Below are 19,656 nucleotides of genomic sequence, written 5' to 3' on the forward strand. Positions count from 1 at the left end.
GCCGCGTTCCTCGCCCCTCGTTTCTAACGGCGGGCTGTCTCGGGCCGCGTCCGGGCGGTGGATTTAGGGGCTCGGTCCCGAAGGAGAGACACATGAGCCACCAGTTACTCGTGGACGACGCGCGCGTCGTCGACGGCACGGGCGCGCCCTGGTTCCGGGGTGCCGTCGCGGTCGACGACGGGACGATCACCGCGATCCGCCGCGATTCTGCCCACGGCCTGAGCGCCGAGACGCGGATCGACGCCGACGGGAGCGTCGTGGCCCCGGGATTCATCGACGCGCACTCCCACTCCGACCTCCGCCTGTTCGCCGACCCGTCGCTCGCGCCGAAGACGCGCCAGGGGATCACGACGGAGATCGTCGGACAGGACGGGTTCTCGATGGCGCCGCTGTACCGCGAGGATGGGATCGACCAGTGGCGTGACCACCTCGGCGGACTCGCCGGCCGCCTCGACCGCGAGTGGTCCTGGCGCTCGCTCGCGACGTACCTCGACGAGATCGACGCGGCGGCGGTCGCTCCGAACGTCGCGACGCTCGTCGGCCACGGGACGGTCCGGTACGAGGTGCTCGGCATGGACGACGTCGAGCCGACGGAGGACGAACTCGCGGCGATGGCCGCGCTCGTCGCCGAGGGCCTGGAGGACGGCGCCGTCGGGTTCTCGTCCGGGCTCGTCTACGCGCCGCAGGTCTACTCGGACACCGCGGAGGTCTCGCGGCTCGCGGCCGAACTCGAACCGTACGGTCGGCCGTTCGTCGCCCACATCCGGAGCGAGGGCCGCTGGATCTGGGACGCGCTCGACGAGTTCGTGGACGTCGGCGCCGAACACGAGATCCCGCTGCACATCTCGCACTTCAAGCTGACAGGCGCGGCCCAGCAGGGCAAGACCGACCGGCTGCTGGCTCACGTCGAGACCGCCCGCGAGCGCGGCGTCGACCTCACGGCCGACCAGTACCCCTACGCCGCGGGGAGCAGCATGCTGACGTCGCTGTTGCCCCCGTGGGCCCAGTCACAGGACGCCGAGGAGCTTCGCGAGACGCTCGCCGACCCCGAACAGCGGGAGGCGATCCGGCGGGACATCGAGGAGTGGCGGGTCGACGGGTGGGAGAACGTCCCGGGGAAGACCGGCTGGGACCGGATCGAAGTGACGAGCCTGACGTCGGACGCGTTCGGACCACACGAGGGACAGGACGTCGCCGCGATCGCGAGCGAGCGCGGCTGCGAACCCATCGACGTGCTCTGTGACGTCCTGTTGGCCGAGGACCTCGACGCGTCGATGATCGCTCACGGGCTGATCGAGTCGGACGTCCGCGCGATCATGGGGAGCAGCCGCGTCGCCGTCGGGACGGACGGCCTGTTCGGTTCGCGACCGCATCCGCGCGTGTACGGCTCGTTCCCGCGCGTCCTCGGCCGCTACGTGCGCGAGGAGAACGTCCTCTCGCTGGAGGAGGCCGTCCGGAAGATGACCTCGCTGCCCGCCCGGGCGATGGGACTGGACGCGAAGGGCGTCATCAGACCCGGACTCGACGCCGACCTCGTCGTCTTCGATCCCGCTGTCGTCGCCGACCGGGCGACGTTCGAGGAGCCGGACCGCTATCCGACCGGGATCGAACACGTGATCGTCGACGGGACGCCGATCGTCCGCGACGGAGCGGACACCGGCGCTCGCCCCGGCGGATCGATCCGGGCCTGAGCGACGGTTCGTCCCACGAGCGAACGCCCAGTTGGAACCCAGTTCCCGGCCACGGACGGCGTTCGCGCGGGCGAACGGCGGCGGCCGATCGAGCCGACCGAAAGAACGTTGTACCGCCGCGAGCACTACTGAGTCACGATGCGAACCGTTCGATTTAGCGACTCGACAGGGTACACGCGCACCGGCGAGTGGACGGCCGACGGGATACTGGCGAACGGGAAGACCTACGATCCCGACGACGTGACCGTCCGCCCGCCGGCGGAGCCGACGAAGATCATCTGTCAGGCCGGCGGCTACATGGACCACCGAGCGGAGGAAGGGTTCGACGACCGTCCGGACCGCCCGGAGCTGTTCATGAAGGCGCCGAACTGCGTCGTCTCGCACGGCGATGCGATCGAGCTCCCGCCGGGACGCGACGACGTCGAGTTCGAGGCGGAGTTCGGGATCGTCGTCGGCGAGCAGTGCCGGGAGGTCGCCGAGGACGACGCGATGGACGTCGTCGCGGGCTTTACCTGCGTCAACGACGTTTCGAACCGCGACGACCAGCGGGACGAACGCAACTGGGTCCGCGGGAAGGCCTTCGACTCGTCGCTCCCGATGGGCCCGGTCGTCGCGTCGCCGGACGAGGTGCCCGCGGACGCGACGCTCTCGCTGCGCCTGAACGGCGAGACGAAACAGGAGACGACGCGCGACCACATGATCTTCTCCGTCCCCGAACTCGTCGCGGAGGTCACGGAGCTGATCACGCTCGAACCCGGCGACGTCATCGCGACCGGGACGCCGTTCGGACCCGACGATCTCAGTCCGGGCGACACGGTCGAGGTCGAGTTCGACGGCGTGGGCGTCCTCGAGAACACGGTGACCGAGCGATGACGCTGGACGGCGACACCATCTACGACGACCTCGGCGTGGCTCCGGTGGTGAACGCGACCGGCACGAAGACCCGCATCGGCGGGACGCTCATGCGGGAGGAGGCCCGCGAGGCGATGGACCGCGCGGCGGAGGCGTTCGTCCGCATCTCCGACCTGCAGGCCGCGGCCTCGGAGCGGATCGCGGAGGTGACCGGCGCCGAGGCGGGGTACGTCACAAACGGTGCGAACTCCGCGCTCACCCTTGCCGCGGCGGCGTGTATCGCCGGGGACGACCTCGGGACGATGGCGCGGCTGCCAGACACGGAGGGGATCCCGAGCGAGATCGTCATGCCGCGGACCCATCGCAACGGGTACGACCACGCGTTGCGCGGCGCCGGCGCCGAGATCGTCGACGTCGGCGGGAACGACTACCACCTCGGGACCGGGGCCGAGAACACCGAGCTCTGGGAGATCGCGGACGCGATCGGCGAGGAGACCGTCGCGGTGGCGTACCTGGAGAAACCGTACACGCGACCGCCGCTCCCCGAGGTAGTCGCGATCGCCCACGAACACGACGTCCCGGTGATCGTCGACGCCGCGGCGGAACTCCCGCCCGCGGCGAACCTCTCGAAGTACACCGAGCAGGGCGCGGATCTGGTGGCCTTCAGCGGCGGCAAGGCGATCCGCGGCCCGCAGTCGTCTGGCATCCTCGCCGGCCGAGCGGACCTGATCAAGTCCGCCGCCCGGCAGCACCTCGACATGCACGCCGCCGAGCCCGCCTACGAGCCGCCGGAGGACCTCGTCGGGATCGAGGAGTTGCCCGGCGTCCCGCGTCAGGGCCTCGGACGGTCGATGAAGGTCGGCAAGGAAGAACTCGCGGGCCTGCTCGCGGCGCTCGACGCGTTCGTCGAAGCGGACGACGGGGCCGTGCTGGCCGAGTGGCACGAGCGCGCCGAGCGGGTCGCAGACGGCCTGCGGGCCGTCGACGGGCTCTCGGTCGAACTCGCCAACGCCGGGAAGACCGACTCGGTCTCGACGGTCGTCGGGACTGTCGACGAGGAGCGATCGGCGGTCGACGCTGCCGGTCTCGTCGCCGCCCTCCGCCGCGAGAACCCGCGCGTGTTCGTCGGCGGAGACGACCTCCACGACTCGCAGTTCACGGTCAATCCGCGGTGTCTCGGCGACGACGAGGTCGACTACGTCGTCGAGCGGATCGCCGCTCACGTCGACCCCGAGTAGGGGTGCCCCTGGATTCGCACCCCTCACCGTCCGCTCGCCTGCGTGTTCCTGCCCGAACCGTCCCGGTCGCTCCGCCCGAGTCCGCCCGGTCGTGAGTGCGTCTGACGGGGAGAAGGGCCCGCTACTCACCAAATCGCACCCGTCGCGGTGGCGGCGATCGCTCTGTGACGATCACACGCCCAGGGCGTCCGCAGGGGCTCCTCACGCAGTCGGTTCGGTCAGCGCGGCCACGTCGTCGAGCGATTCGACGAGGCGTTCGACCCGGTCGCGGTCCGCAGCGGAGAGCTCGACGAGCGGGGCGCGGACCGGCCCGCCGTACAGCCCCTGGTAGTCGAGGCCGTGTTTCACCACGGGGACGTTCTTCGCGGCGCCGAAGGCCGGACCGCCGCCGTCGGCTTCTTCACGGACGTCTTCGAGCGGGCGGAGTGCGTCGCGGATCTCCCTGGCGCGTCCCCAGTCGCCGGCGGTGAGCGCGTCGTCCAGCGCCAGGACGGGCCGGGGGATGAAGTTCCCGATGCCGGTCGTGAACCCGTCGGCGCCCTCGATGGCGTACGACAGCGCGTAGCGCTCGGCGACGCCGTTGAGCCACTCGACGTCTCCCGAGACTGTCTCGACGAGCCGAGAGAACTGCTTGACGTCGTTGACGGCGTACTTCACGGCGACCACGTTCTCGATCCGCGAGAGTTCGTCGATGACGGTCTCGCTGAGCAGCGGCCCGCGCTTGTAGATCACGACGCCCATGTCGGTCGCGTCGGCGAGCGTCCGGTAGTAGTCGATCAGCCCCTCCTCGTGAACGTACGTGTGGCGAGGGTACATGATCATCACCGCGTCGGCGCCGGCCGACTCGTAGGCCTCCAGGAGGTCCAGCGCGTTCTTCGTGCTCCCGCCGGCGCCGCCCACGACGGAGGCGTCCGCCGGGAGGGCCTCGGTCGTCGTTCGGACGACGGCCTTTCGCTCGGACTGCGACAGCGAGTAGTACTCGCCGGTGTTTCCACACGGGATGAAGGCGCGCGCGCCCTCGTCGTACAGGGCCCGGACGTTCTCGGCGAGACGCTCCGTCAGCACCCGGTCTCCGTCCTCGCTGAACGGCGTCGCATTCGTGAACGAGACGCTCCGAAGGCTCTCGCGCAACTCGTCGTATGACATGGCTATACTCCAGACCGAGTCAGTCAACAACCATTATAGTTCCGGTCAGTGGGCCCGGCGACGCCATTCCCGGCGGACTGTCACGCGTGACGGCTGGCGACGCTCCGGACTCGACGCGCGTGGGATCTGGACCATCTCATTCGGGCCAGTCGGTCGACGAGTGCGACCGGCCCGGCGGCTGCGATCCGGTGGCCCTTCTGGTCCTGCGGTGGTCGTCGCCGACACGCGACGGGGTGGACCGTACCTGTTCTCTCGGGCTCCGCCGCGTTCGTGCGACGTGCGACGCGGGCGGTTCCCTGGCGCCGGCCCTGTCCTGCCTCCAGTATCTCCCCACGAGATTTTACATTATCAAACAATTCCACGAACGCCGCCACCGTCGGGCGCCTCACTGGGCGTGCGCCGCGTCTCAAATTACAATTGTATGGGTGGAATCTGCCAACTGTCCCATTCCAGCGCTTTCCCGGCGTAACGTGGGGAAGCGGCCGTTTCGGCGCGATCTCGTCGCGACAAAATCGTTTTGTTATTCCAAATGATGGCGATTCAGATCGCGCCGCTCGGGCGCGGATAGCCGATTTCGGCCGCGGTCGCCGCAGAGGAGGGGGAGTTCCGTTTTGTGCTTCCAAACGATTTCGGGGGTACGGAGGTCCACCGGCGGTCGCGATGGGTCGGTCCGCTGGCCTGCGGTGGCCGTGGCGGTGGCGGCGTGCCCACTGTCGCGGGCCAGTCTGCCGGCGGCCGTTCCCGGTCCCACAAATTACATTATCATGGGGGTCTTCCTCGCGAACACAATGCAGCCTTGCTCGACGGGACAGTCAGAGGTGCGTTCACCGTGAACTTCGGGGTCTTTCTGAATCAGTACTACACGCCCGAGGGCGAGTTCGACCGCTCGGATCTCTTCGAACAGGCCGCACTGCTGGAGCGGCTGGGCTTCGACGGCGTCGCACTCGGTGAGCGCCACGTCCACGAAGAAGGGTTCGTCGAGCCGATGACCACGCTGGCCGCCCTCGCCGCCAGGACCGAGTCGCTCGACCTCGCGACCATGGCGACGCTGCCGATGCTCTACAACCCCCTCTCGCTGGCCGAGCAGGTCGCGTCGATCGACGACCTCGCGGACGGACGAATGCGGTTCGGGGCGGCGATCGGCTACCGGGAGCGTGAGATCGAACCGTTCGGCATCTCCATGGACGAGCGGTCGAAGGCCTTCATCGAGTCCCTCCACGTCTTGAAGCGCCTCTGGACGGAAGACAGCGTGACACACGACGGCGACCACTGGTCGTTCGACGACGTGTTCGTCAGCCCGCGGCCGGTGGACGGCATCCCGGTCTGGATCGGCGGTCACGCCGACGTGGCGATCAAGCGCGCGGCCTACCGCGGGACCGGTTGGATCGCCAGCGCGTCGTCGACGACCGACGATCTCGAAGCGCAGATCGGCGTGTACGAGGACTCGCTCGAGGAGTTCGACGAGGACCGCGACGACCACGACGTGATCCTGATGCGGGACTGCTTCGTCGCCGATTCGGTCGACGACGCCCGCGAGGCCATCGAACCGTACCTGCTGCAGCTGTACGAGTGGTACGCCCGCTGGGGGCAGACGTACATGGACGAACACGAGGTCGAGGTCGACTACGACGAACTCGCCGAGAAGTTCGTGCTCGGGTCGCCCGCGGACTGCGTCGAGCAACTGCGCGAGTACGAAGAGCTGGGTGTCGACCAGATCTACCTCCGGTTCCAGTTCCCCGGACAGCCACAGGACGTGACCCTCGAAACGATGGAGCGGTTCGGCGAGGAAGTCCTGCCCGCCGTCGACGGCCGATGACCGGGCGAACTGTCGGCTACGTCGGCCTCGACCACCACCACGCACAGCCGTACCTGCGGACCCTCGAAACCCTCCCGGCGACGGTGACGGCGGCCTGTGAACCGAACCCGGCGTTCGACCCGTCGAGCGTCGGCGCGCTCGACGAAGTGCCAGTGTACGACAGCCTCGAGGAGCTACTGGCGGGGGCCGCCCCCGACGCGGTGTTCCTCACCCTCCCCAATCGCGACACGCCCGCGGCGATCGAGCAGGCCGTCGACGCCGGAGTCGACGTCTACACGGAGAAGCCGGCCGCCCGGACCGCCGCGGAACTCGAACGGGTCCTCGGACGGGTCGACGGCACAGACGCGACGGTGGGCGTCTCGTATCCCTGGCAGTCGCACCCGATCGCGACGGAGCTGCAGGCGCTCGTCGACGACGGCTTCTTCGGCGACGTGTGGGCGTTCGACGCCCGGTTCGTCGCGTCGCAGATGGCGTTCCGCGACACGTCCCACTACATCTTCGACGCGGACGCGAGCCGCGGCGGCATCCTCCAGTGGCTCGGCATCCACTGGCTCCAGCTACTCGCCCGGCTCCTCCCCGCGCCGATCGAACGGGTCAACGCCAACGCACAGTCGCGGACGGACGGCGTGGACGTGGAGGACGCGATGACCCTCCAGTTGGAGACGACCGCCGGCACGCTGGGGACGCTCCAGTGCGGGTACTTCCTCGGCGACGGCCTCTACGACACCCAGTTCGACCTCTACGGGAGCGACGGCCGGAGCTGCTGGGACCCGATGGGCCGCGAGTTCGGCTTCGAGGGCGAGACAGCGCTGCAACTCGACGACGCGAGCGGCGACTGGTCGAGCACCCCCCACCGGACGATCACCCACGAGTACGACCCGACGCCCGGCTACGGCGGCTCGTGGGGCAAGGAGTTCGTCGAGGCGTTCTTCGCGGCCTGCGACGACGGGCGCGATCCCCCAGTCACCCTCCGCGACGCCCTGGACGTGCTCCGGATCGTCGACGCCGCCTACGAGTCGGCCGAGACCGACCAGTGGGTCGCCGTCGAGCGCGCGGACTCCTGACTCGCCGTCGTGGCGCCGAGTGGAACGTCTTCGCTGTCGTCGCGGCTCTCCCCCGACGCGAGGGACGCGACTCCCCGGACGCCGCCCGTCTCACCGGCAGAATTATGGGCGGTTCCGGCCAAGGAACCGCGTAGATGACCGACGTTACCGTCGGTGTCGTCGGGACCGGTCCGCATCCGGACGACGCCGACCACGACGGCTACTCGATGGGGTACCGCCACGCGCGGAGCTACCGGGCTGTCGACGGTTGCCGCCTGGCCGCCTGCGCAGACGTCGTCCCCGAGAACGCGACGGACTTCGGCGCCGAGTTCGGCCTCCCGGACGATCGGGCCTACACCGACCTCGGGGCGATGCTCGACGGGGCCAGGCCGGACGTCGTCAGCATCTGCACGCCCCCGTCGACGCACGTCGACCTGGTCGAGACCTGTACGAGCCACGACGCCGTGCGGGCGATCCACTGCGAGAAGCCGCTCGCACCGACGTTCGGCGAGAGCCGTCGGCTCGTCGACGTCTGCGACGACCGCGACGTCCAGCTGACGGTCAACCTCCAGAACCGCTGCAGCGACGCCGCCGCGGCGGTGAGAGACGCCGTCGCCGACGGTGCCATCGGCGACCTCCAGCGGGTCGAGATCGGTCGGCGGGACCTCCTCCAGACCGGACTCCACCACGTCGACCTCGCTAACTTCGTGCTCGACGACGAACCCGTCGAGTGGGTGCTCGGCGGGATCGACTACCCCGAGGAGCGCGTCTGGTACACGGACATGCACGCCGAACTGCAGAGCCTCGGGATGTGGGCCTACGAGTCGGGCGTCCACGCCATCTGCTCGACCGGCGAGGGACAGGACGCGGTCGGGGCCCACACGAACCGGTTCCGCGGCACCGCGGGCGAGATCGCGTACCGACTGGCCGACGAGTACCGGATCCGGACCGACGGCGCGGACGGCTGGCGGACGGTGGAGGTCGGCGGCCCGCCGGCGCAGGACCGCGCGATCGAGGACGTGATCGAGAGCCTCGCGGACGACGAGGCGCCGACCAGCCGCGGCGAGACCGCGCTCGCCGCAACCGAGATCGTCTTCGCGATCTGGGAGTCGGCGCGCCGCCGCGGCAGAGTCGACCTCCCGCTGACGATCGACGACAATCCCCTCCGGGCGATGGTCGAGGCGGGGGACCTCCCACCGGACGCGTCGCCCTGACGCGTGGCCGAACCCCGACCCGCACCGCGCGATCTATCGCGAACGGGCCGACGAGCTCGTCCCAGCCGAGCGCCCGGGTCGACTGCCGCGCGGAGCGGAGCCCGCGATGGGTCCGCGGCCGCCGGATCCGTTCCGACCCCGTCGGCGGAACGTTGAAGTTGTCGGTGGGCGCGATACTCGGCATGGACGGGTTCGACAGCAACCTCGACGGCTACTACGACGTCGAGAACCAGCTTCCCCGGCACCTCCGCGAGCGGGCGAGCGAGCACTTCGAGCGGACGCGCGCTCGCAAGGCCTCGATCGACTCCGTCGCCGAGCACGAACGCCGTGCAGCGGCGATGCGTGACGCGTTCCTCGACGGCATCGGGGGACTGCCGGACGAACGGGCGCCGCTGAACGCGCGGACGACGGGGACCGTCGAGCGGGACGGCTACGCCGTCGAGACGGTCGTCTTCGAGAGCCTGCCGGCGTTCCACGTGACCGGCAACTGCTACCGCCCGGACGGCGACGGACCGTTCCCCGCAGTGCTCTTCCTCTGTGGCCACGCCGCGGTCGGGAAGGCGGCCGGGAGCTACCAGCGGGCGTGCATCGAACTCGCCCGGAACGGGTTCCTCGTCTTCGCGGTCGATCCGATCGGCCAGGGCGAGCGGATCCAGAGTTACGACCCCGCTACCGGCGAGGCGCCCCGGCGGAACGTCGTCGAGCACACGTACCTGGCCCAGCAGTGCGCCGCGGCGGGGACCGGTCTCGCCCGCTACGTCGTCTGGGACATGGTCCGGGCGCTCGATTACCTCGAACAGCGCCCGGACGTCGACGAGTCGCGCCTCGGGGCGACGGGCAACTCCGGCGGCGGGATGCAGACCGGGTTCCTGATGCTCGTCGACGACCGCCTCGACGCCGCGGTCCCGTGCTGTTTCGTCACCTCGCGCGAGGCCTACATGGAGACCGGCCAGGCCCAGGACGGCGAACAGATCGTCTACGGGGCGGTCGCGAACGGCCTCGACTACGACGACTTCGTCTCGGCGTTCGCCCCCAGGCCCGCGCTGATCGGATCCGCGCAGTCGGACTTCCTCTGCATCGACGGCGCGCGGCGGAGTCTGGCGCGCGCCCGAGACGTCTACGACCTTTACGACTGTCCCGAGAACGTCGACCTCGCCGTGTCGGACCGGACGCACGGACTGACGCCGCCGCTCCGGCAGGCGATGGTCAACTGGTTCCGGGAGCACCTCCGCGACGTCCCGCCGGACTTCGAGACGGGTGACCCCGCGACCGAGGACGAGGCGACGCTCCGGTGCACCGACGCCGGGCAGGTCCACGGCGAGTACGCCGACGAGACGCACGTGGTCGACCTGAATCGGATGTGGATCCGCGACCGGTTCGACGACGCGGGCAGCGCCCCCTCGGTAGCCGACCACGAGGCCTACGCCGAGGGGATCCGCGAGACCGTGATCGAGCGCCTCGGCCTCGACCGGCCCGATTGCGGCCTCCACCCGCGGCGGATCGAGCGGGAGACCGACGCTGAACGGGGGGTGCGCTGGGAGAAAGTGTTCTTCTACAGCGAGCCCGACGTGATCGTCGCCGGGATCCTCGCCGAGGCGCTCGAACCGCCCGACGCGGTGCAGCCGACCGTGGTCCTGCCGGACCGCGGAACGGCCGATTTCGGCGACCGGCAGGAACGGATCGCAGCCCTCGCACGCCAGCGCGGTCTTGCCATGGCGTTCGACCCGCGGGGCGTCGGCGCCGTCCAGGCGCGCGACGTGAACACGCCGCTCGCCAACGGCGGCGAGTACTTCGACTACCACGGCACGGAGTACAAGCTCGCCAGCGACGCGCTCATGCTCGGGACCTCGCTGTTCGGCCTGCGCGTTGCCGACGTCCTCCGCGCCCGCGAGTACCTGGAACGGCGGATCGAGGGCGCGGACGGCGCACGCGAACACGTCGTCGAAGCGGCCAGCGGGGACGGCGTCGGTGCGCCCTGGAACAGCGGCGCCCCGTCGACTGCTGCGGACGGGTTCGCCGTCGAGGGCACCGGCGTGGGGGCGCTCCACGCGCTGTACGCCGCGGCGGCAGAGCCTCGCATCCGGTCGGTCAGGCTCGCGGAGCTGCCGTACTCGTTCCACGAGCTGGCCACGAACCGCGAGTACGAGTACGACCCCCGACTGCGGGTCCACGGCTTCGTCGGCGACTGCGACGTCCCGCAGCTGCTCCCCGCGCTCGCCGACCGCGACGTCGTCTGGGACGGCACCGACCCGTCGCGGTTCCGATAACCGGTCCGACTGTGGAGTCACCATGACCGACACACCGACGATCGAGATCGAACTCGCGGACGGGATCGCCGACGGACCGCCGGCGCGACCGTGGTCGCTGTGCGTCGCGGGCGACTGTTTCCTCCCGGCGGACGGCGACGGCGAACCGTTCGTGGGTCCGTCGCTGACCGACCGGATCGCCGAAGCGGACGTCGCGGTGGCCAACCTGGAGGCGCCGGTCGCCCCGGCCGACGCCGATCCGATACCGAAGAGCGGTCCGGTGTTGCGGAGTCACCCCGACGCACCCGCACTGCTGCGCGAATCGGGATTCGACCTGGCGACGCTGGCGAACAACCACGTGACGGACTACGGGCCCGCGGGCCTCGAACGAACGGTCGCGGGCTGCGAGGCAGCGGGCCTCGCGACGGTCGGCGTCGGCGACGACCGCGTCGACGCCGTCGAACCGGCATGGTTCTCGCCCGAGCCCGGCACCGAGGTCGCCGTCGTCAACGTCTGCGAACGGGAGTTCAACGCCGCCGGAGACGACGGCCCGGGCGCCGCGGTCGACGCGCGGCCGGAGGCGTACGAGGCGACCGCGGCCGCGGCCGACGCGGCAGACGCGGTGATCGTCGTCGCTCACGGCGGCGTCGAGTACGTCCCGTTCCCGCCGCCCCAGCGCCGTGAGCGCCTCCGACGCTTCGTCGACAGCGGTGCCGACCTCGTCGTCGGGCACCACCCGCACGTCGCCCAGGGGTGGGAACGCTACGACGGGACGCTCGTCGTCCACAGCCTGGGGAACTGCTACTTCGGGACGCACACCGACGCCGAGAGTACGCGCCGCGGGACGGTGCTGTCGGCCAGGTTCGACGGCGCGACGGCGGTCGCCGTCGAACTGCTCCCGACGCGGGTCGACGGTGGGACCGTCGACCGCTTCCGTGGCGACCCCGCGGCCGAGTACGCGTCTCACCTCCGCCGCGTGGCGTCGCTCACGTCCGACGAACAGTACCGAGCGTACTGGCAGGACGTGGCGATGCGACTGTTCGACGAGCGATACGCGGACCACCTCACCCGCGGCGTTCGCGCCGGCGACGCGGCGTCGTCGTCCGACGCCGAGACCGGTCGCGATCGGTGGGTCCCGACCGCCGACCGTCACGACGACCCGGAGCGCCGGCGAGCCGAACTGCTCGCGCTCCTGAACGTGATCCGGATGGACTCACACCGGTGGGTGGTCACCGAAGTGCTGTCGGTCCTGACCGGCGATTCGCCGGATCTGCGGACGCCGGCGATCGAGGACGAGGTCGCCGAACTGCTCGACTGGACGCGGCGAGAGTGTCGAAGGTAGCGACGAATCGGTCGGTCCACAGGCCGCTGTTACCCCTGAGCCGACCACCGACCGGCGCTCCCGCAAGTCCACGCGGTCCCGCTCGTCCCGGGTCGCTCCGATCCCGTGATCCGCGCCCGGCTGCGTCGCCGACCGGCGGCCGTCGTCCCTCGCGCTACCGGTTAGATTTATAATAGTTGCGCTACCACCGCCGGTATGCGGGACATCTCCGCGATCAGAGCCGACTTTCCGATCCTGGAACGGCGGGTCGGCGACCATCGGCTCGCGTACCTCGACAACGCGGCGACGACGCAGACGCCACGGCAAGTGTACGAGGTATACGAGGAGTTCTACGGCGGCTACAACGCGAACGTCCACCGCGGGATCCACGCGCTGAGCCACGAGGCCTCCGTCGCCTACGAGGAAGCCCACGACCGGCTCGCGGCGTTCGTCGGCGCGAGCGGCGGTCGCGAAGAGATGGTGTTCACGAAGAACGCCACCGAGTCCATCAACCTCGTCGCGTACGGGTGGGGGCTCAACGAACTCGGGCCGGGCGACGAGATAGTCACGACGCAGATGGAACACCACGCGTCGCTGGTGACCTGGCAGCAGGTCGCCAAGCGGACCGGCGCGACCGTGCGATACGTCGAAGTGACCGACGACGGGAAGCTCGACCTGGAGCACGCCAAGGAGCTGATCGGGCCCGACACGGCCATCGTCTCCGTCGTCCACGTCTCGAACGTCTTCGGGACCGTCAACCCGGTCGGGACCATCGCCGAGCTGGCTCACGACCGGGACGCCCTCGTTCTCGTCGACGGCGCCCAGTCGATACCGAACCGGCCGATCGACGTCGAGTCGATGGACGCCGACTTCTTCGCGTTCTCCGGCCACAAGATGGCCGGCCCGACCGGTATCGGCGGCCTCTACGGTAAGCGGTCGCTCCTGAAGGGGATGGAACCGTTCCTCTACGGCGGCGAGATGATCCGGAACGTCACTTTCTCGGACGCCTCCTGGAACGGGCTCCCCTGGAAGTTCGAGGCGGGAACGCCGCCGATCGCCGAAGGCATCGCACTCGCGGCCGCCGCCGACTACCTGGCCGACGTCGGGATGGACGCCGTTCGCGATCACGAGACCGAACTGGCCCAGTACGCGCTGGAACGCCTCGCCGATCGCGACCACGTGGAGACCTACGGGCCTCCGGCGGGTGAGGAGCGCTCCGGCGTCGTCGCGTTCAACGTCGACGGCGTCCACGGTCACGACCTCTCGTCGCTCCTGAACGACCGCGGCATCGCCGTGCGCGCCGGTGACCACTGCACCCAACCGCTCCACGACGTCCTGTCGATCCCCGGTTCGGTCCGCGCCTCGTTCTACGTCTACAACACGACCGCAGAGGTCGACCGGCTGCTCGACGCGGTCGACGACGCGCCGGCAGCACTCGACGCGTATCTCGCGTCGGATCGGTACCACGACGCTATCGCCGAGCACTACGCGAACCCCCGAAACGAGGGCGCGATGCAAGCGCCGACGTTCACCAAGTCCTCCGAGGAGACGTCCTGCGGCGACGACGGCGAGTTCCACGTCGCGGTCGCACCCGACGGGACTATCGAGGACCTCGCCTTCGAGAGCGAGAGTTGCGCCGTCAGCACGGCCGTCGCGAGCATACTCTCGGAGCAGCTGGAAGGCGAGCCGCTGTCGGTCGCCGCGTCGCTCGACGGCGACGTCGTCGACATGCTGGAGGGCACGTTCCCCGACCTCCGCCGCGATTGCGTCGTCGGGCCCGAGGAAGTCGTCCGCGAGGGGGCGCGCGAACACCTCGAGGCCGCCGCCGAGTCGGGACCGGCGACGTCCGAGCGCTAATCGGCGGGACCGAGAGCCCCGCTGTCGGCCCGCGACCCGCCCGACCGGAGTCCGACCCCTCGGCGGACCGTCGACCACTCCGAAGGCGGGATTTTTGTACCGTCCGCGCGACCCGTCACCAATGACCGGAGACGCGTCATCGACGAGCGAAGCGACGGCTGCCCGCATCGGTATCGTCGGGCTCGGCACGATCGGACGGATCCACGCGGAGCGACTCGACCGCCTCGGCGCCGACCTCGCGGGCGCCGACCTCGACCGCGATGCGCGCGAGGCCTTCGCGGAGGAGTTCGACGCACAGTCGTACGAGGATCACCGCGCGCTCCTCGACGCTGGCGTCGACGCCGTGGTCGTCTGCGTCCCGAACCGGTTCCACGAGGAGGTCGCCGTCGACGCGCTCGCGGCGGGAGCAGACGTCCTCGTGGAGAAACCGCTCGCGCACTCGGTCGAGAGCGCCGAACGCATCGCCGCGGCCGCTCGCGAGGCCGCGGGGTTCTGTTCCGTGGGATTCACGATGCGATACGCGACGCCGACCCAACGGGCGATCGAACTCCGCGAGGCCGGTCGCTTCGGCTCGCTGTCGCACGTGCGGGTCGACTACCTGCGTCGCGGCGGCGTCCCCGGCGGCGGGGACGGCTGGTTCACCGACCCCGAACTCGCGGGCGGCGGCGTCGCCATGGACCTCGGCGTCCACGTCGTCGACCTCGCGCTCCACCTCCTCGACTACCCGGCCGTCGCCGAGGTCACCGCCGAGACCCGTTCCGAGTTCGGCGACTATCCCGTCGAGGATTCGGTCACTGCGCTGCTCAGGTGCGCCGACGGTGCGACGGTCGCCGTCGATGCGTCCTGGCACGGAACCTGCGCCCCCTCCCGGGAGTGCGTGATACGCGGGACCGACGCGGGCGCGACCTTCGACGTGACCGAGACGTCGCTCGCCGTCGTGGACGCCGACAGTGACGCGACAGCCGACCCCGTCAGCCTCGGGGAGAACGAGATGCACCTGGCCGAGGACCGTGCCCTGCTGGACGCGGTCGCGGGCGACGGCGACCCGCCGGGCGGGACGGTCGAAGCGGCGCTCACGGTCCAGCGGGTCCTCGCCGCTCTCTACGAGTCGAGCGAGCGCGGCGAGGCCGTTCGACTCGACGGCGGCCGGGACTGATCCGACGGACTCGACGGCGGTCGCGACTGATCCGGCGGCCACGAAGACGAATATTCTGCCGTCTCCCACACCGTTTCATTGGTGAGGCGCCTCCTCGCCCACATGGTAACTCGACTGCCCGATGTCGGCGGTGAGTCGACGGTGTCACGTCGCTTCGACCATGGGGCGATTGCTTCACGTCCGATCCATCGCGTCCGCTCCGGGGGGACCCGGTGGAGGACGGATCGATGAAGTTCGGCCTCTGTACGATCTCCAGCAAAGACCGTCCGGTCGAGGAGGTGATCGGGCTGGCGGCAGACGCCGGCTACGACGGGGTCGAGGTCTGGGGGAGAGACCACGTCGGCGACGGGTCGACCGAGACCTGTGAGGGGATCGCCGCGGCCGCGGCCGATCGCGGCCTCGAAATCGCGGCGTACGGGTCGTACCTGCGCTGCGGGGACGACGACGTCGAGGACGTGCTCGAACACGAACTCGCGGTCGCGGACCGCCTGGGGGCGGCGACGGTCCGCGTGTGGGCCGGGCGCCAGGAGTACGGCGACCACGACCCCGACCACTGGGACGCGGTCGTCGCCGACCTCGAACGGGTGACCGAGCGCGCCGGCGACCGCGGCCTGTCGGTCACCGTGGAGAAACACGCCAACACGCTCACGAACGACCGCGAGGGGGCCCGCCGCCTGATCGAGGCCATCGACGACGAGCGGTGCGGACTCAACTACCAGCCCGGGTTCTCCATCCCGGCGGCGGAGATCGAGCGCGAGGCGGAGACCCTGGCCCCGCTGTCGAACCAGTTGCACCTCCAGGGCACCCGGGAGCGGACCGGGAAGGACAGAGCGCCGCTCTCGGCGGTGTATTACGATCTCGCGGCGGTCCTCGACCCGTTCCTCGACCGCGGGTTCGACGGCTACGCCAACGTCGAGTTCGTCACCGACGAGCGGCCGTACCGCGAGGCGATCGAGGACGACCTGTCGCACCTCCGCTCGCTCGTCGCGTGAGGACACGGAAGTTTCATACTGTCTCGCTGACGAGTGGTACTCGAAGAACATGGAATCGGTACGCGTAGCGCTGCTCAACGCCTCGTACAACGACGCCGCCACACGGAAGAACTTCCACCGGGACGTCGACGCCGACCTCCGAGAGTTCACCGTGAACGACGGCGAACTCCCCGGCGGCTACGACTACGACGCCGCGATCGTGAGCGGTTCCGGCGCCTCCGTCTACGGCGACGAGCCGTGGATCCCGCCGCTACTGGAGTGGGTCGACGGCGCGGTCGAGCGCGACCTGCCGCTGCTCGGCGTCTGCTTCGGCCACCAGCTACTCGCGCGCGCGCTCGGCGGTGAAGTGCGCGACATGGGCGAGTACGAGATCGGGTACCGCGAGATCGACCGCGTCGGCGAATCGGAGTTACTCGCGGGCGTTCCGGAGCGATTCCTCGCGTTCACGACGCACTCCGACGAGGTAGCGCGGCTGCCGCCCGACGCCGACCTGATCGCCGAGAACGACTACTCGGTCCAGGGGTTCCGTCGCGGCCGCGTCTTCGGCGTCCAGTTCCACCCGGAGTACGACGCCGAGACAGCCGAGACCGTCACGCGCGACAGGGACCTCGCCGCCGACCACGAGCAGGCCGTCCTCGAGAGCATCTCGGTGGAGAACGTCGCCGCCGCCTACGAGGCCAAGTCGCTGTTCGACAACTTCCTGTCCCACGCAGCCGATGGCGCCCCCGACGATCCCAACATCCGTTGAAGCGGCGATCGCCGCAGTAACGAGCGTCAACATCGGGAAGCGCACTGTCTCGGGGCATCGTCCTCGTGTAGTAAATCGTCTCCGGCCGGGGTCACTGGCCACCGTCTAGTTGTTCGTCCGTGGTTACGCTGTTCGTCCGTGGTTACGCTGTTCGTCCGCGGCGTCACCGTTGGCCCGTGCGCCGCTCCCCCGGCGACCGACGCGATAGAATTGCGAACGGGGAAAACGAGTCACGGGTAAGCGACCGACCGAGGTCGGCGGCCGTCGTTACTTCGGGCCGATGTAGCCGCGCTTGAGGGCGCGGTAGGCGCCGCGGTAGGCTTCCCACTCTTCGTTGATATCGAAGCTCCACTCGGAGGTCTTGCCCCAGGAGCCGTTGATCTCCTCGTACATGTCGATTCCCGGGAGATAGAAGTTCCACAGCCAGCTGAACGTCTCGGCGAGTTCCTGGTTGTGTTCGTCAGTCTGGGCAGTCTGCCACTCCTGGTAGCGCTCGTAGAGATTGACCTCCTGGGTGGACCCGGAAAGGCCCTCCTGGCCGACCGTCTCGGGGATCTCCACGACGAGTTCCTTGCCGTTGTACGGTGACCGCTCTTTCCCGTTCTCCAGCGCTTGCTCGACGACGGCCTGTTCACCGAGGTCGTTGCCGGCCTTGTGCGTCGGCCTGAAGAACGAAGACGGGTGTGCAACGAGCGAGCCGTGACTGAAGATCGACAGGTCGAACTCGATGCTGCTCTCGGTCCGGTCGTTGTACGACGCGCCTTCGAGGGCGCTCATGTTCACCTCGAACCCGAACTGCGAGAGCTGGTCCGTGATAGTCCGGGCGGGGTTCGACTCCCGCTGGGGGATGACGATATCGAGGGCGACCTGCTCTCCGTCGGGGCCGAGCCAGGTGTCGCCGTCCTGTTCGTAGCCCTCCCCCTGGAGGAGTTCCGCGGCGCCGCTCTCGTCGGACTTGATGGGGTACTCGATGAAGTCGTCGGCGTAGTCGCCGAGCCACTCCTCGGTCACGCTCTCGGTGAGACCGGTCTGGCGCACCCGGGGCGTCGTCTGGCTCGATTCGTTCGTGGAGATGTGCTCCAGGCTGAGGGCGTGGATGACCGCCCGCCGGAAGTTCAGGTTACGGGTGTGCTTCGACCCGGGGCCCTGCATCTGGAACTCGAGTTTCCGCATGAACGTGTCCTGGTACTCGGCGATCGTCTCGGTGTGGTCCGGATTGTTGCCGCCGAGCCAGTTCGCGAGCGTCGAGAAACCGAAGTCGTACTCGCCGCCCATGATGTTCTGGGCGACGGCCTCGCTGGCCGCGAGTTCGTAGTTCAGCTTGTCGATGTTGATCTGGTCCGAGAACGGGTGGCCGTCGTGGAGTTCGCAGTAGATCCCCTGCTCGTCGTAGTCGACGATCTTGAACGGACCGTTGCCGAGCCCGTCCTCCATGACGGTCTGGATGTTGAGCGGCATCTCCTCGGCCATCCGCTCCTGGATATCCGTCCGCTCTTCGGACGTCGAGGCGTCTTCGAGTTCCTCGGCCCAGGGGCGCATGCTGTCCCGGTGGGTACGCAGCATCGCGCCGAGGTACCCGCCGAGCGAGTACTCCAGGAGCTGCGGGTTCTGCTGTTGCTTGTACTCGCGAACGAGCCGCTGTCCGTTGTTCTCGAGTTTGAGTTGTTCGAGGTTGCTCGAGTCGGGGCTGAGACGGCGGGCGACCTCCTCGAACCAGTACTTGTCGGCGGCCTTCACCTGGTCGCCGTTCCACCAGTGGAACTTGTCGTTGAAGTCGATAGTCACTTGCTGGGAGTCCCCGTCGTAGTCCCAGTCCTCGATCATCTCGAGGGTGACGGACCCGTCTGCGTAGAAGCGGACGACGGGTTCGAGCAGGAGCCAGGTGGGAGTCCAGGGATAGCTGGGCGCCCACGTATTGAAGTTCATCTCGCCGGGGATGGACTGCATGAACGTCGTGATGGTGGTGTCACCCCCTGAACTGCCGTCGCCGTTCCCGTCGCCGCCACCGCCGCCATCGCCGTTCCCGTCGCCGTCGCCGTTTCCGTCGCCGCCATCGCCGTTCCCGTCGCCGTCGGCAGTGCCGTCACCGCTTTCGGAACAGCCGGCCAGCCCGGTGCCGAAGACCGCTGCGCTCGTCGCCATCATCTTGCGGCGCGTCAAGAACTCCTGTGCCGAGTCTATGCTACCGCTCTTGTCGCTGTTACCCATACTATCTTTGTTCAAAGGGGATGGGGTTTAAAGATTACTTAATAATTATTATAGTTCCATCGGGGCCTGGCGCGTTCCGTCGACTGACGGGGAACTACCCTGGTCGGTCGACCCGGTACGAACTGCCG

14 protein-coding genes are annotated in these 19,656 nt (G+C 69.2%); 12 read left to right on the forward strand and 2 right to left on the reverse strand.

The genetic code is table 11. The features are described from left to right. Positions 1 to 92 precede the first annotated feature (92 nt). The 3 genes from ACMGFE_RS13035 to ACMGFE_RS13045 all read left to right on the forward strand — a co-directional run bounded on the left by ACMGFE_RS13035 (position 93) and on the right by ACMGFE_RS13045 (position 3,781). Positions 93 to 1,691 carry an N-acyl-D-amino-acid deacylase family protein gene (locus tag ACMGFE_RS13035; RefSeq protein ID WP_436925632.1) on the forward strand — a complete coding sequence of 533 codons (1,599 nt, stop codon included), beginning with the start codon at positions 93 to 95 and terminating at the stop codon, positions 1,689 to 1,691. A gap of 138 nt (positions 1,692 to 1,829) precedes the next feature. Beyond that, a complete protein-coding gene (locus ACMGFE_RS13040) occupies positions 1,830 to 2,564 on the forward strand; it encodes a fumarylacetoacetate hydrolase family protein (RefSeq protein ID WP_436925633.1) in 735 nt (244 codons plus the stop codon). Beyond that, positions 2,561 to 3,781: an aminotransferase class V-fold PLP-dependent enzyme gene (locus ACMGFE_RS13045; RefSeq protein ID WP_436925634.1), complete on the forward strand. Its 1,221-nt coding sequence runs from the start codon at positions 2,561 to 2,563 to the stop codon at positions 3,779 to 3,781. Before ACMGFE_RS13040 ends, ACMGFE_RS13045 begins: the two co-directional genes overlap by 4 nt. Before the next feature lie 201 nt (positions 3,782 to 3,982). Here the strand turns inward: ACMGFE_RS13045 and ACMGFE_RS13050 are convergent, their stop codons facing one another. Then, a complete protein-coding gene (locus ACMGFE_RS13050) occupies positions 3,983 to 4,927 on the reverse strand; it encodes a dihydrodipicolinate synthase family protein (protein ID WP_436925635.1) in 945 nt (314 codons plus the stop codon). Between the two features lie 829 nt (positions 4,928 to 5,756). Here ACMGFE_RS13050 and ACMGFE_RS13055 point away from each other — a divergent pair. From ACMGFE_RS13055 to ACMGFE_RS13095, 9 genes are all read left to right on the forward strand, one after another. Next, positions 5,757 to 6,743, forward strand: a complete 987-nt coding sequence (locus ACMGFE_RS13055) for an LLM class flavin-dependent oxidoreductase (protein WP_436925636.1) — start codon at positions 5,757 to 5,759, stop codon at positions 6,741 to 6,743. After that, positions 6,740 to 7,807 carry a Gfo/Idh/MocA family protein gene (locus tag ACMGFE_RS13060; protein WP_436925637.1) on the forward strand — a complete coding sequence of 356 codons (1,068 nt, stop codon included), beginning with the start codon at positions 6,740 to 6,742 and terminating at the stop codon, positions 7,805 to 7,807. Before ACMGFE_RS13055 ends, ACMGFE_RS13060 begins: the two co-directional genes overlap by 4 nt. A 134-nt stretch (positions 7,808 to 7,941) precedes the next feature. Next, positions 7,942 to 9,000 carry a Gfo/Idh/MocA family protein gene (locus ACMGFE_RS13065; protein ID WP_436925638.1) on the forward strand — a complete coding sequence of 353 codons (1,059 nt, stop codon included), beginning with the start codon at positions 7,942 to 7,944 and terminating at the stop codon, positions 8,998 to 9,000. Between the two features lie 182 nt (positions 9,001 to 9,182). Beyond that, on the forward strand, positions 9,183 to 11,267 hold the full coding sequence (locus ACMGFE_RS13070) for an alpha/beta hydrolase family protein (protein WP_436925639.1): 2,085 nt from the start codon (positions 9,183 to 9,185) through the stop codon (positions 11,265 to 11,267). Between the two features lie 22 nt (positions 11,268 to 11,289). Beyond that, positions 11,290 to 12,588, forward strand: a complete 1,299-nt coding sequence (locus ACMGFE_RS13075; protein ID WP_436925640.1) for a CapA family protein — start codon at positions 11,290 to 11,292, stop codon at positions 12,586 to 12,588. 195 nt (positions 12,589 to 12,783) lie between these two features. Beyond that, positions 12,784 to 14,424, forward strand: a complete 1,641-nt coding sequence (locus ACMGFE_RS13080; RefSeq protein WP_436925641.1) for a SufS family cysteine desulfurase — start codon at positions 12,784 to 12,786, stop codon at positions 14,422 to 14,424. Between the two features lie 121 nt (positions 14,425 to 14,545). Next, the gene (locus ACMGFE_RS13085; RefSeq protein ID WP_436925642.1) at positions 14,546 to 15,580 is read left to right on the forward strand and encodes a Gfo/Idh/MocA family protein; all 1,035 of its coding nucleotides are present in this window, start codon (positions 14,546 to 14,548) and stop codon (positions 15,578 to 15,580) included. 227 nt (positions 15,581 to 15,807) lie between these two features. Next, a complete protein-coding gene (locus ACMGFE_RS13090; RefSeq protein WP_436925643.1) occupies positions 15,808 to 16,572 on the forward strand; it encodes a sugar phosphate isomerase/epimerase family protein in 765 nt (254 codons plus the stop codon). Positions 16,573 to 16,621: 49 nt separating this feature from the next. After that, complete coding sequence (locus ACMGFE_RS13095; protein WP_436925644.1) at positions 16,622 to 17,320, forward strand: type 1 glutamine amidotransferase; 699 nt, start codon at positions 16,622 to 16,624, stop codon at positions 17,318 to 17,320. 267 nt (positions 17,321 to 17,587) lie between these two features. Here ACMGFE_RS13095 and ACMGFE_RS13100 read toward each other — a convergent pair whose 3' ends face one another. Further along, positions 17,588 to 19,528, reverse strand: coding sequence for an ABC transporter substrate-binding protein (locus ACMGFE_RS13100; RefSeq protein WP_436925645.1), 1,941 nt, complete (start codon positions 19,526 to 19,528; stop codon positions 17,588 to 17,590). Between the last annotated feature and the right edge of the window lie 128 nt (positions 19,529 to 19,656).

The sequence above is a fragment of the Halosimplex amylolyticum genome, assembly GCF_051414035.1.
GTDB lineage: Archaea > Halobacteriota > Halobacteria > Halobacteriales > Haloarculaceae > Halosimplex > Halosimplex amylolyticum.

Coding starts and splice junctions, on each gene's coding strand:
- ACMGFE_RS13060 (WP_436925637.1), top strand. CDS start 6,740: ATGACCGGGCGAACTGTCGGCTACGTCGGCCTCGACCACCACCACGCA.
- ACMGFE_RS13085 (WP_436925642.1), top strand. CDS start 14,546: ATGACCGGAGACGCGTCATCGACGAGCGAAGCGACGGCTGCCCGCATC.
- ACMGFE_RS13065 (WP_436925638.1), top strand. CDS start 7,942: ATGACCGACGTTACCGTCGGTGTCGTCGGGACCGGTCCGCATCCGGAC.
- ACMGFE_RS13040 (WP_436925633.1), top strand. CDS start 1,830: ATGCGAACCGTTCGATTTAGCGACTCGACAGGGTACACGCGCACCGGC.
- ACMGFE_RS13075 (WP_436925640.1), top strand. CDS start 11,290: ATGACCGACACACCGACGATCGAGATCGAACTCGCGGACGGGATCGCC.
- ACMGFE_RS13070 (WP_436925639.1), top strand. CDS start 9,183: ATGGACGGGTTCGACAGCAACCTCGACGGCTACTACGACGTCGAGAAC.
- ACMGFE_RS13045 (WP_436925634.1), top strand. CDS start 2,561: ATGACGCTGGACGGCGACACCATCTACGACGACCTCGGCGTGGCTCCG.
- ACMGFE_RS13050 (WP_436925635.1), bottom strand. CDS start 4,927: ATGTCATACGACGAGTTGCGCGAGAGCCTTCGGAGCGTCTCGTTCACG.
- ACMGFE_RS13080 (WP_436925641.1), top strand. CDS start 12,784: ATGCGGGACATCTCCGCGATCAGAGCCGACTTTCCGATCCTGGAACGG.
- ACMGFE_RS13095 (WP_436925644.1), top strand. CDS start 16,622: ATGGAATCGGTACGCGTAGCGCTGCTCAACGCCTCGTACAACGACGCC.
- ACMGFE_RS13090 (WP_436925643.1), top strand. CDS start 15,808: ATGAAGTTCGGCCTCTGTACGATCTCCAGCAAAGACCGTCCGGTCGAG.
- ACMGFE_RS13100 (WP_436925645.1), bottom strand. CDS start 19,528: ATGGGTAACAGCGACAAGAGCGGTAGCATAGACTCGGCACAGGAGTTC.
- ACMGFE_RS13035 (WP_436925632.1), top strand. CDS start 93: ATGAGCCACCAGTTACTCGTGGACGACGCGCGCGTCGTCGACGGCACG.